General features: G+C 67.7%; 14 protein-coding genes. 4 read left to right on the forward strand and 10 right to left on the reverse strand.

Annotated features, from left to right (window positions below):
• The first annotated feature begins 42 nt into the window (after window positions 1–42).
• Window positions 43–987, forward strand: coding sequence for a LysR family transcriptional regulator (locus ACSQ86_RS06485; RefSeq protein ID WP_436303050.1), 945 nt, complete (start codon window positions 43–45; stop codon window positions 985–987).
• On the opposite strand, the gene asd is transcribed toward ACSQ86_RS06485, so the two are convergent.
• The gene (gene asd, locus ACSQ86_RS06490; protein WP_436303051.1) at window positions 979–1,845 is read right to left on the reverse strand and encodes an archaetidylserine decarboxylase; all 867 of its coding nucleotides are present in this window, start codon (window positions 1,843–1,845) and stop codon (window positions 979–981) included. The two genes, ACSQ86_RS06485 and asd, sit on opposite strands and share 9 nt — an antisense overlap.
• A gap of 53 nt (window positions 1,846–1,898) precedes the next feature.
• Here asd and ACSQ86_RS06495 point away from each other — a divergent pair, with 53 nt between their 5' ends.
• Entirely contained in the window at window positions 1,899–3,557 is a 1,659-nt protein-coding gene (locus ACSQ86_RS06495) for an aminotransferase class III-fold pyridoxal phosphate-dependent enzyme (protein ID WP_436303052.1), read from the forward strand.
• A gap of 23 nt (window positions 3,558–3,580) precedes the next feature.
• Here ACSQ86_RS06495 and ACSQ86_RS06500 read toward each other — a convergent pair whose 3' ends face one another.
• Window positions 3,581–4,174 carry a hypothetical protein gene (locus tag ACSQ86_RS06500; protein WP_436293862.1) on the reverse strand — a complete coding sequence of 198 codons (594 nt, stop codon included), beginning with the start codon at window positions 4,172–4,174 and terminating at the stop codon, window positions 3,581–3,583.
• A gap of 126 nt (window positions 4,175–4,300) precedes the next feature.
• On the opposite strand from ACSQ86_RS06500, the gene ACSQ86_RS06505 reads away from it, so the two are divergent.
• Complete coding sequence (locus tag ACSQ86_RS06505; RefSeq protein WP_436308631.1) at window positions 4,301–5,542, forward strand: glycosyltransferase family 4 protein; 1,242 nt, start codon at window positions 4,301–4,303, stop codon at window positions 5,540–5,542.
• A 1-nt stretch (window position 5,543) separates the two neighbouring features.
• On the opposite strand, the gene lplT is transcribed toward ACSQ86_RS06505, so the two are convergent.
• Complete coding sequence (gene lplT / locus ACSQ86_RS06510) at window positions 5,544–6,803, reverse strand: lysophospholipid transporter LplT (RefSeq protein ID WP_436303054.1); 1,260 nt, start codon at window positions 6,801–6,803, stop codon at window positions 5,544–5,546.
• 96 nt (window positions 6,804–6,899) lie between these two features.
• On the opposite strand from lplT, the gene ACSQ86_RS06515 reads away from it, so the two are divergent.
• A complete protein-coding gene (locus tag ACSQ86_RS06515; RefSeq protein WP_436303055.1) occupies window positions 6,900–7,883 on the forward strand; it encodes a quinone oxidoreductase family protein in 984 nt (327 codons plus the stop codon).
• Window positions 7,884–7,886: 3 nt separating this feature from the next.
• Here the strand turns inward: ACSQ86_RS06515 and ACSQ86_RS06520 are convergent, their stop codons facing one another.
• The 7 genes from ACSQ86_RS06520 to ACSQ86_RS06550 are packed head-to-tail and all read right to left on the reverse strand — an operon-like array spanning window position 7,887 to window position 15,095.
• Entirely contained in the window at window positions 7,887–9,545 is a 1,659-nt protein-coding gene (locus tag ACSQ86_RS06520; protein ID WP_436303056.1) for a Na/Pi cotransporter family protein, read from the reverse strand.
• 37 nt (window positions 9,546–9,582) lie between these two features.
• A complete protein-coding gene (locus tag ACSQ86_RS06525; RefSeq protein WP_436303057.1) occupies window positions 9,583–10,404 on the reverse strand; it encodes a phosphodiesterase in 822 nt (273 codons plus the stop codon).
• Complete coding sequence (locus ACSQ86_RS06530) at window positions 10,401–11,459, reverse strand: ABC transporter ATP-binding protein (protein ID WP_436303058.1); 1,059 nt, start codon at window positions 11,457–11,459, stop codon at window positions 10,401–10,403. Before ACSQ86_RS06530 ends, ACSQ86_RS06525 begins: the two co-directional genes overlap by 4 nt.
• The gene (locus ACSQ86_RS06535) at window positions 11,449–12,246 is read right to left on the reverse strand and encodes an ABC transporter permease (protein ID WP_093108947.1); all 798 of its coding nucleotides are present in this window, start codon (window positions 12,244–12,246) and stop codon (window positions 11,449–11,451) included. The genes ACSQ86_RS06530 and ACSQ86_RS06535 overlap by 11 nt, the downstream gene beginning before the upstream one ends.
• Window positions 12,247–12,253: 7 nt before the next feature.
• Window positions 12,254–13,060 carry an ABC transporter permease gene (locus ACSQ86_RS06540; RefSeq protein ID WP_436306264.1) on the reverse strand — a complete coding sequence of 269 codons (807 nt, stop codon included), beginning with the start codon at window positions 13,058–13,060 and terminating at the stop codon, window positions 12,254–12,256.
• Window positions 13,057–14,067, reverse strand: coding sequence for an ABC transporter substrate-binding protein (locus ACSQ86_RS06545; RefSeq protein ID WP_436303059.1), 1,011 nt, complete (start codon window positions 14,065–14,067; stop codon window positions 13,057–13,059). The genes ACSQ86_RS06540 and ACSQ86_RS06545 overlap by 4 nt, the downstream gene beginning before the upstream one ends.
• Before the next feature lie 32 nt (window positions 14,068–14,099).
• A complete protein-coding gene (locus tag ACSQ86_RS06550; protein ID WP_436308632.1) occupies window positions 14,100–15,095 on the reverse strand; it encodes a LacI family DNA-binding transcriptional regulator in 996 nt (331 codons plus the stop codon).
• Window positions 15,096–15,153: the final 58 nt, after the last annotated feature.

The following is a 15,153-nucleotide window of genomic DNA, read 5'->3' on the forward strand; positions in this document are numbered from 1 at the left end:
GAAAGGGGGGCTTGCCTGAAGACTGCATTCGCAAATCTTTTCATGACCAGTTCCCGCGGGTCCAATACTGTTTTACAAGAAATGCATATGAATCTAGTATGGGTCATGGACCTGAGAAGCTTGCGCTATTTCGTTGCCGTCGCAGAAGAGAAGAGCGTGGGAAAGGCGGCGCGGCGTCTGAACATGGCGCAGCCTCCGCTTTCGGTCCACATTCGAAATCTGGAGCAGGCGCTGGGTACGCCGTTGTTCAGGCGCGCGTCGCGCGGCATGGAGATCACCGATGCCGGAAGCGCACTTCTGTCGCGGGCCCGGGAGGCCCTGCTGCTGGCGCACGAGGGTTTCGAAGCGGCACGCGCCGTCGGTTCCGGCCATCGAGGGCGCCTGACGATCGGCACCATGTTTGCCCTGTCCTATCTCGTGCTTCCCAGGCTCGCTCCCGAACTCAAACGACGGCTCCCCGATGTCGAGGTCCGCTACATGGAGTTGAGCGCAACGACAAGCACATCAGCCATCACCAACCTCGAGGCGACGGTCGCGCTGTGCATGCCATCCATCGCTCGCGAAGGTATTGCGTCGGAGCGGATCGGCACACAACCGCTGTTGCTGGCAGTCAGCGCGCGGTCGGCCTTGGCGCGCATGTCGACAGTCCCCATCGAGCGCCTGGCAGGCCTGCCATTGATCGGCTTGCCAACACTGGAGGAAGGTGTCGACAAATCCGTGGTGGCGTCCATGCTGCGCAGAAACAATGTCACGATGCACATCGCGCATCGGGTAGAGACAGTGAACTCGGCGCTCGCGCTGGTGATGGCCGGTGAGGGATGCGCAATACTCCCGGCCTGCGCGCAAATTGGCCGACCACCTGGTGTTGTGTTCAGGCGCTTCCGCAACGTTCGGGACGCCCTGGAGGTTGCCGTTTGCTGGCGGCGAGATCTCGACAATCCGCTGATCGAGCCCTTCCTCGCGTGTGCTCGTGCTGCGCTAGGCTGATTTCATCAACGCCTGCCCCATCCGGATCGGTGTGTCGGTCTCGATGCCCTTGGCCAGCGTGAAGCCCTTGGGGGCGAAGACGATGATGGTCGAGCCGTGCTCGAACCAGCCCATCTCCTCGCCCTTGCGATAGTCGGCCTCGCAGTCGGTGCGCTTCGGCCCGCGGTAGCGCAGGTTCAGCAGCACGTCCAGGCAGTGCAGGCGCAGGCTGGCCACCAGGATCGCCGCCACCGGCACCATCGCGATGCGATGGCCGCCGGCATGCAGGCGCGCCTCGATCAGTGCGCGCTCGTTGCGGCAGAACAAGCGCTCGATGCGCTTGAGCGCGATCGGGTTGACGTTCCAGGTGTCACCCGACAGATAGGTGACGCGCTCGACCCGGCTGTCGTGCGGCGCGTGGAAGCGGTGGTACATGCTCGAGGTCAGCCTGAGCGTCGCATAGCAGCCGTCGCGAAACGGTTCGACCGCGCGCGCATCGCCGAACAGTTCCGCGACCGAGTACGGAAAGCCCTTGGCCTGGAACACCTCGATGCCGTTCACCGCACCGCAGGCGCCGACGATGGCGTCGCAAGGGCTCGCCAGCACCGAGGGGTCGGGATCGACGGCACGGGACCCCGGCTTGAGCTCGCGGATGAAGCAGTCGTGCAGGCTGTCGAAGCGGGTTTTCTTCGCGTCGCTCAGGTCGAGGTCGGCGAACAGGCGCCAGACCGCGATCGAGGCGTCGCGCACCCATGGATGGCGCAGCTTGCTGAACCAGCCCATGAAGCGCGTCAGCAGGATGCGTGGCACGCGGTTGGTGAGCAGGAAGTTCAGGTCTTCCTGCTGCAGCAGGGCATCGCGGAGTCTTCGGATTTTCATCGGGCCGTCAAGAAGCTGTTGTAGACAGGGAGGTCCTGTCCGACTTCGAATCCATGAACGAAACATTCCTTTTGTCCGCCGTGGCGCTGGCTGCGGGCGCCGCCATGCTGCCGCTCGGCCTGCGCCGCCTCGAACTCTCCCGCGCCAAGCATCCTTCGCTCACCGGCCACTCGCGCATGGCCAAGCGCATCGCGGGGCTGCTGCCGGGCTATGCCTACGATGCCGACCGCTTTTTCGTCTCGGACGGCGCACCCGCGGAAGTGATCGAACGGCGGCGCGCCGGCCTGGCGGCGCTGGCGGCCCTGTACCGCACGCGCTATGCACGCTCGCTCGCGGCCACGGCCGAGGCGCGGCCCGGATTGCCGGACCTGCAGTTCACCGGCGCCTACCGCGTGCCCTTCCAGTACAGCCCCTATCTGCGCGAGCACCTGCAGGTCGGCGCCTTCCTCCAGGCCTCGCACGGCGTCACGATGGAAGACCTGGACGGCAACGTCTTCTACGACCTCACCGGGTCCTACGGCGTCAACGTCTTCGGCTACGACTTCTACAAGGAGTGCATCGCCGAAGGCGCCTCGCTCGTGCAGGCGCTCGGGCCCGTGCTCGGCGCCTACCACCCTTGCGTGAGTTCGAACGTGCAGCGCCTGCGCGAAATCTCCGGCCTCGACGCGGTGTCCTTCCACATGTCGGGCACCGAGGCGGTGATGCAGGCGGTCCGGCTGGCCCGCTACCACACCCGCCGCACCCACCTGGTTCGCTTCTGCGGCGCCTACCACGGCTGGTGGGACGATGTGCAGCCCGGCCTCGGCAACCCGATGCCGCCGCGCGAGACCTACACGCTGCGCGAGATGGACGATCGCGCGCTGCGCGTGCTGCGCAAGCGCAGCGACATCGCCTGCGTGCTCGTCAATCCGCTGCAGGCGCTGCACCCGAACGCCGGCGCGCCGGGCGATTCGTCGCTGGTGGACAGCGGCCGGCGCGCCGGCTTCGACCGGGCCGCTTACGCCGACTGGCTCAAGGCCTTGCGCAAGGTATGCACCGAGCGCGGCATCGTGCTGATCTTCGACGAGGTCTTCGTCGGCTTCCGCCTCGCGCGCGGCGGCGCGCAGGAATACTTCGGCGTGCGCGCCGACATGGTGACCTACGGCAAGACGCTCGGCGGCGGGCTGCCGGTCGGCGCGGTCTGCGGCCGCGGCGATCTGATGAAGCGCTTCCGTGAAGACCGTCCGGCCGACATCTGCTTCGCGCGCGGCACCTTCAACTCGCATCCTTATGTGATGGGCGCGATGCATGCCTTCCTGGACCGGCTCGAACGGCCCGAGGTGCGCGCGCTCTACGATGGAATCGACGAGCGCTGGAACGGGCGCGCCCAGTTGCTCAACGCGCGCCTGCAGGAGGCGGGCGTGCCGGTGCAGGTGGCGAACCTGTCGTCGATCTGGACGGTCTTCTATACCCGTCCTTCGCGCTACAACTGGATGTTGCAGTACTACCTGCGCGCCGAGGGGCTGGCGCTGAGCTGGGTCGGCACCGGCCGGCTGATCTTCAGCCTCAACTACTTGGACGCCGACTTCGATGCGGTCGTGCAGCGCTTCGTGGCGGCCGCGCGCGCGATGCAGGCCGACGGCTGGTGGTGGGACGATGCCGGCCTGACCAACAAGTCGATCAAGCGCGAAATCTTGCGCGAGATGCTCGCGCATCGCTGGCAGGGGCAGTAGTCGCGAGGGCGCGGGCGCGCGCCTCACGCCTTCTGTTCGATCAGCTCGCCGCGCAGCAGATGCAGCGGCGCGCGATGGTAGAGCTTGATGTCGTGGAAGGGGTCGGTCAGGATCTTGGTCATCCACACCAGGCCGGTGCGGACATCCTTGAGCCAGAAGAGGTGGAAGGTCCGGAACAGCAGGCCGCCGGCACCGAGCGCCAGCCACACCATGCCGAGCTGCCGCACATAGCCCTCGAAACCGCTGCCCGGCGCCATCAGCTCGAACACCGTGGGGTCGAGCCACAGCAGCACCGGCGCCGCCGCCCACAGCCCCATCAGCACCACCTTGCGCCGCAGGTTGTAGCCGACCTTGATCTCTTCCTTGTGCTCGTGGGTCGCCTGGTTGACGTGGTCGTAGCCCTTGGGCTCGAAGAAGAAATGGCCGGCCTGGCGGCTGGTCATCGACACCAGCCAGCCGATGAGCGCCGCGGCCACCGGATCGACGAAGAGCAGCGCGTAGGCGATCACGAAACTGACTGCGCTCACCAGGTGCAGCGACTGGTTGATGCGGCTGTGGTGGTAGTAGCGGTGGTCGTCCCAACGCTGGATCTCGAGGGCGCGGAAGAAGTCTTTCAAGTTTTCTCCTGTGGAGCGCCGATGGCGGATAAGCGCGGCGCGTGACGGAATGGTGACGAGCGTGCGTGAAATTTCGGTGACGCTGCTGTCACGGCAATGTTGCAATCGATCGGCAGCATGCCGCGCATGGCCTCTTCGCTCTCACCCATTGTGGTCGACGACATGCCGGCAGCGCAACGGTCGCTGCGCATCGCGCTCGTCACCGAGACCTATCCGCCGGAAGTGAACGGCGTGGCGCTGACCCTGCAGCGCATCGTCGAGGGGCTGCATGCGCATCACCACGACATCCAGCTGGTGCGACCGCGCCAGACCGTGGAGGACATGGCTTTGCGCGCCGATCGCTTCCACGAGGTGCTGATGCGCGGCTTCCCGATTCCGCGCTATCCGGAGATGAAGATGGGCGTGCCCTCGAAGAAGGCACTGGTTGCGTTGTGGAGCCGGCGGCGGCCCGACCTGGTCTACATCGCCACCGAAGGGCCGCTGGGCTGGTCGGCGCTGCAGGCCGCCGCCGTATTGAAGCTGCCGGTGTGCTCCGATTTCCGGACCAACTTCCACGCCTACAGCCGGCACTACGGCATCGGCTGGCTGCAACGGCCCATCATGGGCTATCTGCGCAAGTTCCATAACCGCACCGCCTTCACCATGGTGCCGAGCGAGCGGCTGCGCGTGGAGCTGGTGACGAACGGCTTTCAGCGGCTGGTGCTGGTGTCGCGCGGCGTCGACACGGCGCTTTTCGATCCGGCGCGACGCAGCGAGGAATTGCGTCGCGCATGGGGCGTCGAGCCCGGCACCGTCGTGGTCCTCTACGTGGGGCGTCTGGCGCCGGAGAAGAACCTCGGTGCGCTGGCCTCCGCCTTTTTCGCGATGCGCCGGGTGCATCCGGCGACGCGGCTCGTCGTCGTCGGCGACGGGCCTGCCAGGCACACGCTCGTTTCGGCGATCCCCGATGCGATCTTCGCGGGAACGCGCTACGGTGAGGATCTCGCCGCGCACTATGCGTCGGCCGATGCCTTTCTCTTTCCCAGCATGACCGAGACCTTCGGCAACGTGACGCTCGAGGCCTTGGCCAGCGGGCTGCCCGTGCTGGCTTACGACTATGCCGCGGCGGGGCAGCTGATTCGAAGCGACGAGAACGGCTTGCTGGCGCGGCTCGGCGACGAGCCCGAGTTCATTCGCCAGGCCGTGCGGCTTGCCGCCGAACGCGAGCACGCGCTGCGCATGGCGCTGAACGCCCGCCAGACCGCGAACGAGCTGGGCTGGGAACGCATCGTCACGCAGGTCGAGTCAGTGTTCGCCGCGACGCTGGCTGCCGGCTCCGAGCCGCGCGCAGCCGGTGCGGCGGGCCGCGCCGTGGCGGGCGCGATGTAGCTCAGGTTTCGGGCACGGCGACCGGCGGCGGCCTGCTGCTCTCCATCCGCATCAGCAGTGCGATCGCCGCGGCGATCATCAGGCCGAAGCCCCACATCAGCGGCACGATGGGAACATCGATCGCGAGCAGCGCGGCGTAGCCGGCCAGCATCAGCAGGATGCTCAAGTTCTCGTTGAAGCCCTGCACAGCGATCGACCGGCCGGCGCTCAGCAGCACATGGCCGCGGTGCTGCAACAGCGCGTTCAACGGCACGACCAGCACGCCGCCCACCGCGCCGGCGAGCACCAGCAAAGGCACCGCGACCGCCAGCGACGAGGCGGAAGCGATCGCCGGCATCAGGAGGCCGAGCACCACGCCCGCCGGCAGCACGCGCTTGGCCTGATCGAGGCTTACGTACCGCCCCGCGAGGGTGGCGCCCGCGATGACGCCGATCGCCACTGCGGCCTGAAGATAGGCAGCGTGCTCCAGGCTCAGCTGCATGACGTCCGCGGCCCAGCGCAGCACCACGAACTGCAAGGTTGCACCTGCGCCCCAGAAAATCGTCGTGACCGCGAGCGACAAGCCACCGTCGCGGTCGCGCCACAGCGTGCGGTTGCCGCGCTCGAAGTCGCGCACCAGTGCGACCGCGTGGATGCGGCTGGCAGGGTAGCGCGCGCCGCTGTCCGGCACGCCCAGGTTCAGCAGTCCGGACAGCACGTAGATGAAGAAAATCGCAACGATCGAGAGCGTCAGCGTCGTCGCGGAAGACCCCGGCACGCTGGCAGCCAGCCAGGCCTGAAGCGTCAGGCTGGCGCCCGACGAACGAACCAGGTCGGCCACCAGCAGCCCTCCGAACATGGTTCCCAGCAGCGCCGCGCAGATGACGGAGACCTCGATCCATCCGTTGGCCGCGACCAGCTGGCGCGGGCCGACGATCTCGGTGACGAGGCCGTACTTGGCCGGCGCGTACGCCGCCGCGCCGAAGCCGATCACCGCGAAGGCCGCGAAAGGGTGCAAGCCGGCGAACAACATCGCGACGCCGATCATCTTGACCGCATTCATCAGGCTCATGAGCCGGGCCTTCGGCATCGCATCGGCCAGCGGCCCGATCAGCGGCGCGAGAAAGACATATGACAGGGTGAAGGCGAACTTGAGCAGCGGCGACCACCAGCCGGGCAGGCCGCGCGCTTCCAGCAGCGAGATCGTCACGATCAGTACGGCGTTGTCCGCCAGCGCCGAAACCGCTTGCGCGGCGATCAGCAGGTGGAATCTAGGCGACATCGACGCCGATGGTCACGAGGCTGTGTGACGCCGGTGTGAACCGGCCCCAAGCTGTCTAACATATGTCACTTTCGCCACAGCCGATTCAGGAAACATATGAGCAAAGCCGTCCGCATCGACCGCCCCGGCGGTCCCGAGGAACTGAAGATCGTCGACGTCGAGGTCGGTGAGCCCGGCCCGGGAGAGATCCGTATCCGCCACCATGCCGTGGGCCTCAACTTCATCGACACCTACCAGCGCAGCGGCCTCTACCCCTTCGCGATGCCGCTGCAGCTCGGCATGGAAGCCGCGGGCGTGGTCGAGGCGGTGGGCGAGGGCGTCACGCACCTGAAGCCCGGCGACCGCGCCGCCTACGCGAGCCAGCCGCCCGGCGCCTACAGCGAGCTGCGCGTGATGCCGGCCAAGTGCGTGTGCAAGCTGCCGGATGCGATCTCCTTCGAGACCGGCGCCGCGATGATGCTCAAGGGCCTGACGGCGCAGTACCTGCTCAAGAAGACGCTGCCGGTCGAGGGGTTGCAGCCGGGCGACTTCATCGTGTTCCATGCGGCTGCGGGCGGTGTCGGCCTGATCGCCTGCCAATGGGCCAAAGCGCTCGGCCTGCAGCTCATCGGCACCGCCGGCACCGATGCCAAGTGCCAGCTGGCGCTGGCGAACGGCGCCGCGCACGCGATCAACTACAGCACCGAGAACTTCGCCGAGCGCGTCAAGCAGATCACCGGCGGCAAGGGCGTGAAGGTGGTCTACGACTCGGTCGGCAAGGACACCTTCGAGGGCTCGCTCAACTGCCTGCGCCCCTTCGGCCTGCTCGCCATCTTCGGCAACGGCTCGGGGCCGGTGCCGCCGGTCAACATCGGCACGCTCGCGTCCAAGGGCTCGCTCTACCTGACGCGGCCGACGCTGTTCACGCACATCGCGACGCGCGAGAGCACGCAGGCGATGGCCGACGACCTGTTCGCGGCGGTGGTCAGTGGTGCGGTGAAGATTCCGATCGACCAGCGCTATGCGTTGGCCGACGTGCAGCAGGCGCATCGTGATCTCGAGGCGCGCAAGACCACGGGCTGCACCATCCTGACGCTCTGAGCCTTATTCCAATGCGCTGAGGCGCGATTCGCGCAGCCGGCTCGGCGCCAGCGCGCCAGCCGAATCGAGGATCGGGTAGGCGATCGAGCAGATGTGGGAGTTGATGCGCTTCAGGTCGCTGATCAGGTCGATGTGCAGCGAGCTGGTCTCGATGCTCGACGCGGTCTGCTCCGAGAGGCGGCCGAGGTGCGTGGTGGCGTAGGCGCGCTCCAGGTCGCGGAAGCGCGCCTTCTCTTCGAGCAGCTTCTGGGCGTCGCGCACGCTGCCGTTCAGGAACACGCTCATGCTGAGCCGCAGGTTCGCGACCAGGCGTTCGTGCAGTTCCACGATCTCGCGCATGCCGGCGTCCGAGAAGTTGCGCTGCTTCTTGATCTTCTTGTCCTCGATGTCGATGATCACGCGCTCGATGATGTCGCCGATCTGCTCCATGTTGATGGTGAAGCTGATGATGTCGGTCCAGCGCCGGCTCTCCTCTTCGCCCAGCGCCTCGCGCGAGATCTTGGTCATGTAGTACTTGATGGCCGAGTACAGCTGGTCGACGGTGTCGTCGAGCTTGCGCAGCTCGGCGGCCAGGCGCAGGTCGTTGTCGCGGATCACCTTGAGCATGCCGATCAGCATGGTCTCGACGATGTCGGCCTGGTGCAGCGCCTCGCGCGCGGCATTGGAGATCGCGAGCGAGGGCGTGGACAGCGCCGAGGGGTCGAGGTGGTGCGGCCGCTGCATGGCCGCGGGTTCCGCCAATGCGGGAAGCAGCCGCGTCACCAGCTTCGCGACCCCGTCCGTGAGCCCGATGAAGCCGATGCTGACGACCACATTGAAAGCCAGGTGGAAGAGCACCACCAGCTGCGTCGCATCGCTGATGTAGGGCCTGACCTCGCGCAGGTACAGGCCCACGAAGGGCGTCGCGATCGCCACGCCCAGTAGCTTGAAGACCAGGTTGCCGACCGTGACCTGCCGCACCGGGATCGCCGACTTCGCGGTGGTCAGCACCGCGAGCAAGCCGCTGCCGAGGTTGGCGCCGAGCACCAGGCCCAGCGCGACATCGAGCGGCACCACGTTCGAGCTGGCCATGGCCGCGACCAGCAGCACCACCGCCAGGCTGGAATAGGCGGCGATCGCGAGCGCAGCGCCGATTGTGATCTCGAGCAGCACGTCGCTGCTGAGCGAGGCCAGCAGCGCCAGCACCGGCGGCGAAGAGAACAGCGGCCCGGTGGCCTCCACCACCAGCTGCAGGGCCAGCAGCATGAGGCCGAGGCCGATCAGCACCCGCCCGATGCGGCCCGCTGCGGTCGATGCGCGCGTGATGAAGAGCACCACGCCGACGAAGATGAAAAGCGGCGACAGCCACGAAAGATCGGCCGAGAACAGCACCGACATCAGAGCCGTGCCGACATCGGCGCCGCGCATCACCGCGAGCGCGGCCGGCAGCGTGACCAGGCCCTGCCCGACGAAGGAGGAAGTCATCAGCGAGGTGGCGGTGCTCGACTGCACCAGCGCCGTCACGCCGATGCCCGAGAGCGCCGCCGTGAAGCGGTTGCGCATGCTGTGCACCAGGATCTTGCGCAGATTGGCGCCGAAGACGCGCAGCACCCCGGTGCGAACGAGATGGGTACCCCATACCAGCAGCGCGACCGCTGCCAGCAGATTCAACAGATGCTTCATGGAAGCGGAGGACTATACGCCGCACATCCGGCCCGCCTCAGTCGATCAGCGCGCCGTTGTCGTGAAAGGGATACGGGCCTTCGAAGGTGCCGCTCGGCACGAGATGGGTCACCAGACGCTCGCCGGCCCAGGCATGGACGCGAAAGCCGGGCGGCTCCAGCATCCAGGCCGAAGACGCATCCGGCGCCAGGTCGAGCGCGACCTGGTGCGCCGGGGACGGCGCCGTGGAGGCGATGCTGCCGCCGAAGCGCACGTCGATGGCGCGGTGCAGGTGGCCGCAGATGACGCGTTCGACCTTGGGATGCCTCGCGATCAGGGCTTCGAGCGCTTCGGCGCCCTCCAGCAGGCCGATCTCGTCCATGTGGCCGATCAGCGTCTCGAAGGGTGGATGGTGCATCGCGACCACCACGGGCTCGCCGCGGTAGAGATCGAGCTGCGTTTCGAGCCAGGACAGCCGCTGTTCGCAGAGGGTGCCATGGCTCTGGCCCGGCACGCAGGTGTCGAGCGCGAGCAGGCGCAGGTCGCCGATCTTCACCGCGAACTGGACAAAGCCCTCGGTGCCCAAGTAGGCGTGGCCGGGAAAGCTGCGGCGCAACTGTTCGCGGTCGTCGTGGTTGCCGGGCATCAGGTAGACCGGCATCGAAAGCGGCGCCAGCAATTCTTCGAGATGGGCGTATTCGGCCGCGCGGCCGAAGTCGCTCAGGTCGCCGGTGATCACCACCGCGTCGGGCTGCTGCTTCAAGCGCAGGATGGATTGCACCGCGCGCTGCAGATAGGGGGCAGTGTCGAGCCGGCCGTAGGCGAGGCGGCCTGGTTCGCGGATGTGCAGGTCGCTCAGTTGAACGAGAAAGGTGGTCATGCGAGCTCCTGGGAGGTCATGAGGCGGGCGGGATCGATTCGGATGCCGACGCTGTCGCCCGGGCGGAAAGCGATGTCGCGGCCGACATCGGCGACGAGCAGCGGCTGTCCCTCCGCGCGCAGCTTGAGTTGTACGCGGTCGCCGAGAAAGGTGCGTTGCTCGACCCGGGCTGCACCCCAGCCGATTTGGGGCACGCCGACCTCCAGGTCTTCGGGCCGGATGAGCAGCGTCGTGTGCGTCGTCCATGCGCTCGGGCAAGCAAAGGCCGCGCCGCCCAGGCGCAGCACACCCTCGGCGACCGCGTCGGGCGCGCGCTCCAGCCGGTTCACGCGGCCCAGGAACTCGGCCACGAAGGGATGCTGCGGCGCGCGGTAGAGCTCCTCGCCGCGGCCGATTTGCACGATGCGGCCGGCGCTCATCACGGCCAGCCGGTCGGCGATCGCCATCGCTTCCTGCTGGTCGTGCGTGACGTGGATGGCGGTGATGTGCAGCCTGCGCAGCAGCTCGGCCAGTTCGTCGCGCAACGATTCCTTGAGCTTGGCATCGAGCGCCGCCAGCGGCTCGTCGAGCAGCAGCACGCGCGGGCGCACAGCCACCGCGCGGGCCAGCGCCACGCGCTGGCGCTGGCCGCCGGACAGCTCGGCGGGCCGCTTCTTCTCCAGGCCACCGAGCCGCGTGAGATCGACCAGCTCGCCGACCAGGCGCCGCTCTTCGGCCGGCGCCACGCCGCGGATGCGCAGGCCATAGCCGATGTTGGCTTCCACCGTCATCTGGGGGAAGAGCGCGTAGCTCTGGAACACCATGCCGACGCCGCGCTGCTCCACCGGCCGCGCGGTGACGTCCTGCTCGCCGAAGACGATGCGGCTGCCTTCGTCGGGCGACTCGAGGCCGGCGATCAGGCGCAGCAGCGTGGTCTTGCCGCAGCCCGAGGGGCCGAGCAGCGCCAGCACCTCGCCGGGCTCGACATGCAGCGTGGTCGGCAGCAGGCCGCGCGTGCCGTCGGCATAGGTCTTCGCGCAGTTGGAAATATCGACGGGGATGCGCTCAAGTTCCATAGCGTCTTTGCACTTGATGGGCCAAGTATTGGAGGCCCCACAGGACCGGCAGGATGACGATGAAGAAGACCAGCGTGTAGGCCGAGCCGATTTCCAGTCGCATCGATGCATAGCTGTCGGCCAGGCCGACGGGCAGGGTGCGAGTCAGCGGCGTGTGCAGCATCCAGGTGAGGTTGAACTCGCCGACCGACAGGGTGAACACCATCAGGCTGCCGGCCACGATGGCCGGGAACACCGCGGGCACCAGCACGCCGAGAAAGCGCTGCCTGAAGTTCGCGCCCAGCGAGCGCGCGGCTTCTTCCAGCGCAAGCAGTTCGTCGCGCTGGAAGGCCGAGGACACGGTGCGCACCATGAAGGGCAGCGTGAACACGATGTGGCCCACCAGAATGAAGGCGAAGCTCTGGCGGAAGGCGGTGAGCTGGCCGTAGGCCAGGATCAGCGCCAGTGCCGTGGCGAGGCCGGGCACCGCCACCGGCAGCGTGATCAGTTCCTCGAAGGCGCGGGCGGCGCGCGTGCGGCTGCGCGCCAGCGCGTAAGCGCAGGGCACGCCCAGCAGCAGCGTGCCGATCACGCAGCCCAGGGCGAGCGCGATCGACCAGCCGACGGTGTTGCCGTAGACCTCCCAGACTTCGCCGAGCCAGCGCAGGGTCAGCCCGCTCTTGATGCCGGCGCTGTAGTTGTTGACCAGGCCGGCCATGATCGACAGCAGCATCGGCGCGATCATGAAGAGGCTCACGAGCACGGTGACGGTCAGCAGGAACGGAGCGGGTGTCGTGGTGGTGCGCATCGCCTGCCTAGCGTGTGGGGTCCGCGCCGAAATGCCGGGCCACGAAGAGAACGGCCCAGGTCACCAGGCCCAGCGCGATCGACAGCGAGGCCGCGAGCGCGAAGTTGGCGTAGTTGGTGAACTCGTTGTAGATCGTGATCGGGATCACCTCGAACTTGCTCGCGAGCGTGAACGCGGTGCCGAAGGCGCCCATCGAGGTGGCGAACAGGATCGCGCCGCAGGCCACCGTGGTCGGCGCGAGTTCCGGCAGCCAGACGTCGCGCACCACGCGCAGCCGCGAGGCGCCGAGCGAGCGCGCGGCTTCTTCCAACTGCAGGTTCATGGCCTCGGCGGCCGCCGCGTAGGTGGCAATGGCGCGCGGCAGCGAGAAGTAGAGATAGGCGAGGAAGAGACCGAGCAGGCCGTAGGCGAAGGTGATGCGCTCCAGGCCGATGGCCGCGCCCAGGTCGGCGACCAGCCCTTGGCGGCCGCCGAGCAGAATCACGAAGAAGCCGATGATCACGCCCGGAAAGGACAAGGGCAGCGTCAGCAGCGACAGCAGCAGGCGCCGGCCCGGAAAGGCGCGGCGCGCCAGGTAGATGCCGACCGCGCTGCCGAGCACCAGCGTCGCCACCGTCACCGCCAGCGACAGTGCGACCGTGTTGAGCATGCTCGCCAGGTAGCGGCCGTCGGTCAGCACGGCGAAGTAGGTCTCCCAGCCTTTGGCCGCCGGCAACGCGAGCAGGCGCGCCACCGGCAGCAGCCAGAAGGCGAGGAAGAACACGGCCGCCGGCGCCAGGCAGGCCGGCAGCAGCCAACGCTGATGAATGTTCAGCGCACTTCCTTCAGATAGCGGTCGGAGAACGCGCGCTGGGCCTGCGCCATGCGGCCGTAGTCGACGGACTTGGCGCGTGCGTACTCGGCGGCCGGCAGGAACTGCGCCTCGACCTCCTTGGGCATCGCACCGGCGCGCACCGGCCGCAGGTAGGCCTTGGCCCAGAGCGCCTGGCCTTCGTCGGAGAGCACGAAGTCCAGCACCTTCTTGCCTTCGGCGGCATGCGGCGCGTTGGCGACCAGGCTCATCACGTAGGGCACCACCACCGTGCCTTCGCTCGGGATGACGAAGGCGACGTTGGCCTTGTCCTTGTACTTGGCGCGGTAGGCATTGAAGTCGTAGTCGAGCAGGATCGCGATCTCGCCGGACAGCACGCGCGCATAGGAGGTCTGCTTGGGCACGATGGGCTCGTTCTTCTGCAGCGCCTTGAAGTAGTCCATCGCCGGCGCGAAGTTGTCGAGCGAGCCGCCGCGCGCCTCGTTGACCGCGACCGCGCCCACATAGCCGACGAAGGCCGAGGCCGGATCGAGATAACCGATCAAGCCCTTGTACTCGGGCTTGAGCAAATCGGCCCAGGACTTGGGCACCGGCTTGCCGCGCAGCGCGTCGACGTTGACCATGAAGCCGAGCGTGCCCGAGTGGATGGTGAACCACTGACCCGCCGGGTCCTTGAGGCCGTCGGGAATGTCTTGCCATGCGGCGGGCTTGTAGGCCTGGACCACGCCGTCCTTCTGCGCCTGGATCGCGAAGGTGACGCCTAGGTAGGTGACGTCGGCGACCGGGCTGGCCTTCTCGGCCACCAGCTGCGCGAGCGACTGGCCGGAATTCTTGTTGTCCGGCGGCACGGTGATGCCGGTCTTGGCCTTGATGGCGCGCAGCTGCGTGCCCCAGTCGGCCCATTCGGTCGGGCAGTTGTAGCAAATGGCGGTCTGCGCCATGGCCGAGCCGGCGGCGAGGCCGAGGGCCAGCAGCGCGGCGCGGGCGATGCGATGGAGAGGCAGTGACATGGGAGTTCCTTGATTGAGGAGGGACGGGTGGGTCAGGGGACTGGTGCGCAGGATTCACCGGCGCGAAACGCATGGGGCAGCACGAGGCTCGCGCCGGCGTTCGGGACCGTGCCGCCGGCCAGCGCCTGCACGAGCAGCTCGACGCTGTGGCGGCCGATGTCGCCGTTCGGCTGGGTCACGGTGCTGAGCGCCGGCGTCAGGTCCTCGCCGAGCGCGATGCCGTCGAAGCCGATCACGCTCAGGTCGCGCGGCACTTGCAGCCCGCTCAGATGGGCCGCGCGGATGCTGCGGATGGCCAGCAGGTCGTTGGAGCAGACGAGGGCGGTGGGCCGCGGCGCGGCTTCGAGAAAGCGCGTCAATTCGTCGACGGCGGTTTCGATGAACGGCACTTCGACCAGTGCCGGCGGCTCGAGCCCGGCAGTCGCCATGCCCTGGAGAAAGCCGCGCCAGCGTTGTTGTGCGCGGTCCGATGCGGCCAGCGTGCCGCTGACCATGGCGATGCGGCGGTGCCCGAGCTCGACCAGGCGCGCGACGGCGCCCGCCACCGCGCTCTCGCTGTCCACCGAGATGCAGGGGTGCTCGGGGTGCCGGTTGTAGACCAGCACATAGGGAAGGCCGGCGCCGCGCAGCCGCTCGAGCGCCGCCGAGGTGGCCGGGTTGGAGACCACCAGGATCAGGCCGTCGACATTGCCGGCCAGGAGCAGATTGACCGCGCGCTGTTCCTCGTCGAGCTGGTAGCCGGTGGTGATCGGAATGATCGCGTAGCCGCCCGCGGCGGCGGCTCGGGCGATGCCCTGCAGGCATTCGGCGAAGACCGGATTCAGCAGCGTGGGCAGCACCACGCCGAGCACCCGGCTGCGCTGGGTGCGCAGCGTGCGGGCGCTCGAATTGGGCAGATAGCCGAGCTCGCCGGCGACGCGTTCGACGTGCTCGCGCGTGGCCGGCGTCACCTTGTCCGGGAAGTTGAAGACGCGCGAGACCGTGGCCACGGAGACCCCGGCTTTCTCGGCGACGGACTGGATGCTCATGGCGGCGTTGCTGGTATGTAATCGATTACATTTCAGCGCCGCAGTGTGACCCCGTCAT

Source organism: Variovorax sp. LjRoot130, assembly GCF_964253755.1.
Taxonomy (GTDB): domain Bacteria; phylum Pseudomonadota; class Gammaproteobacteria; order Burkholderiales; family Burkholderiaceae_C; genus Variovorax.

Coding starts and splice junctions, on each gene's coding strand:
- ACSQ86_RS06485 (WP_436303050.1), top strand. CDS start 43: ATGACCAGTTCCCGCGGGTCCAATACTGTTTTACAAGAAATGCATATG.
- ACSQ86_RS06515 (WP_436303055.1), top strand. CDS start 6,900: ATGAGCAAAGCCGTCCGCATCGACCGCCCCGGCGGTCCCGAGGAACTG.
- asd (WP_436303051.1), bottom strand. CDS start 1,845: ATGAAAATCCGAAGACTCCGCGATGCCCTGCTGCAGCAGGAAGACCTG.
- ACSQ86_RS06495 (WP_436303052.1), top strand. CDS start 1,899: ATGAACGAAACATTCCTTTTGTCCGCCGTGGCGCTGGCTGCGGGCGCC.
- ACSQ86_RS06535 (WP_093108947.1), bottom strand. CDS start 12,246: ATGCGCACCACCACGACACCCGCTCCGTTCCTGCTGACCGTCACCGTG.
- ACSQ86_RS06505 (WP_436308631.1), top strand. CDS start 4,301: ATGGCCTCTTCGCTCTCACCCATTGTGGTCGACGACATGCCGGCAGCG.
- ACSQ86_RS06545 (WP_436303059.1), bottom strand. CDS start 14,067: ATGTCACTGCCTCTCCATCGCATCGCCCGCGCCGCGCTGCTGGCCCTC.
- ACSQ86_RS06550 (WP_436308632.1), bottom strand. CDS start 15,095: ATGAGCATCCAGTCCGTCGCCGAGAAAGCCGGGGTCTCCGTGGCCACG.
- ACSQ86_RS06525 (WP_436303057.1), bottom strand. CDS start 10,404: ATGACCACCTTTCTCGTTCAACTGAGCGACCTGCACATCCGCGAACCA.
- ACSQ86_RS06530 (WP_436303058.1), bottom strand. CDS start 11,459: ATGGAACTTGAGCGCATCCCCGTCGATATTTCCAACTGCGCGAAGACC.
- lplT (WP_436303054.1), bottom strand. CDS start 6,803: ATGTCGCCTAGATTCCACCTGCTGATCGCCGCGCAAGCGGTTTCGGCG.
- ACSQ86_RS06520 (WP_436303056.1), bottom strand. CDS start 9,545: ATGAAGCATCTGTTGAATCTGCTGGCAGCGGTCGCGCTGCTGGTATGG.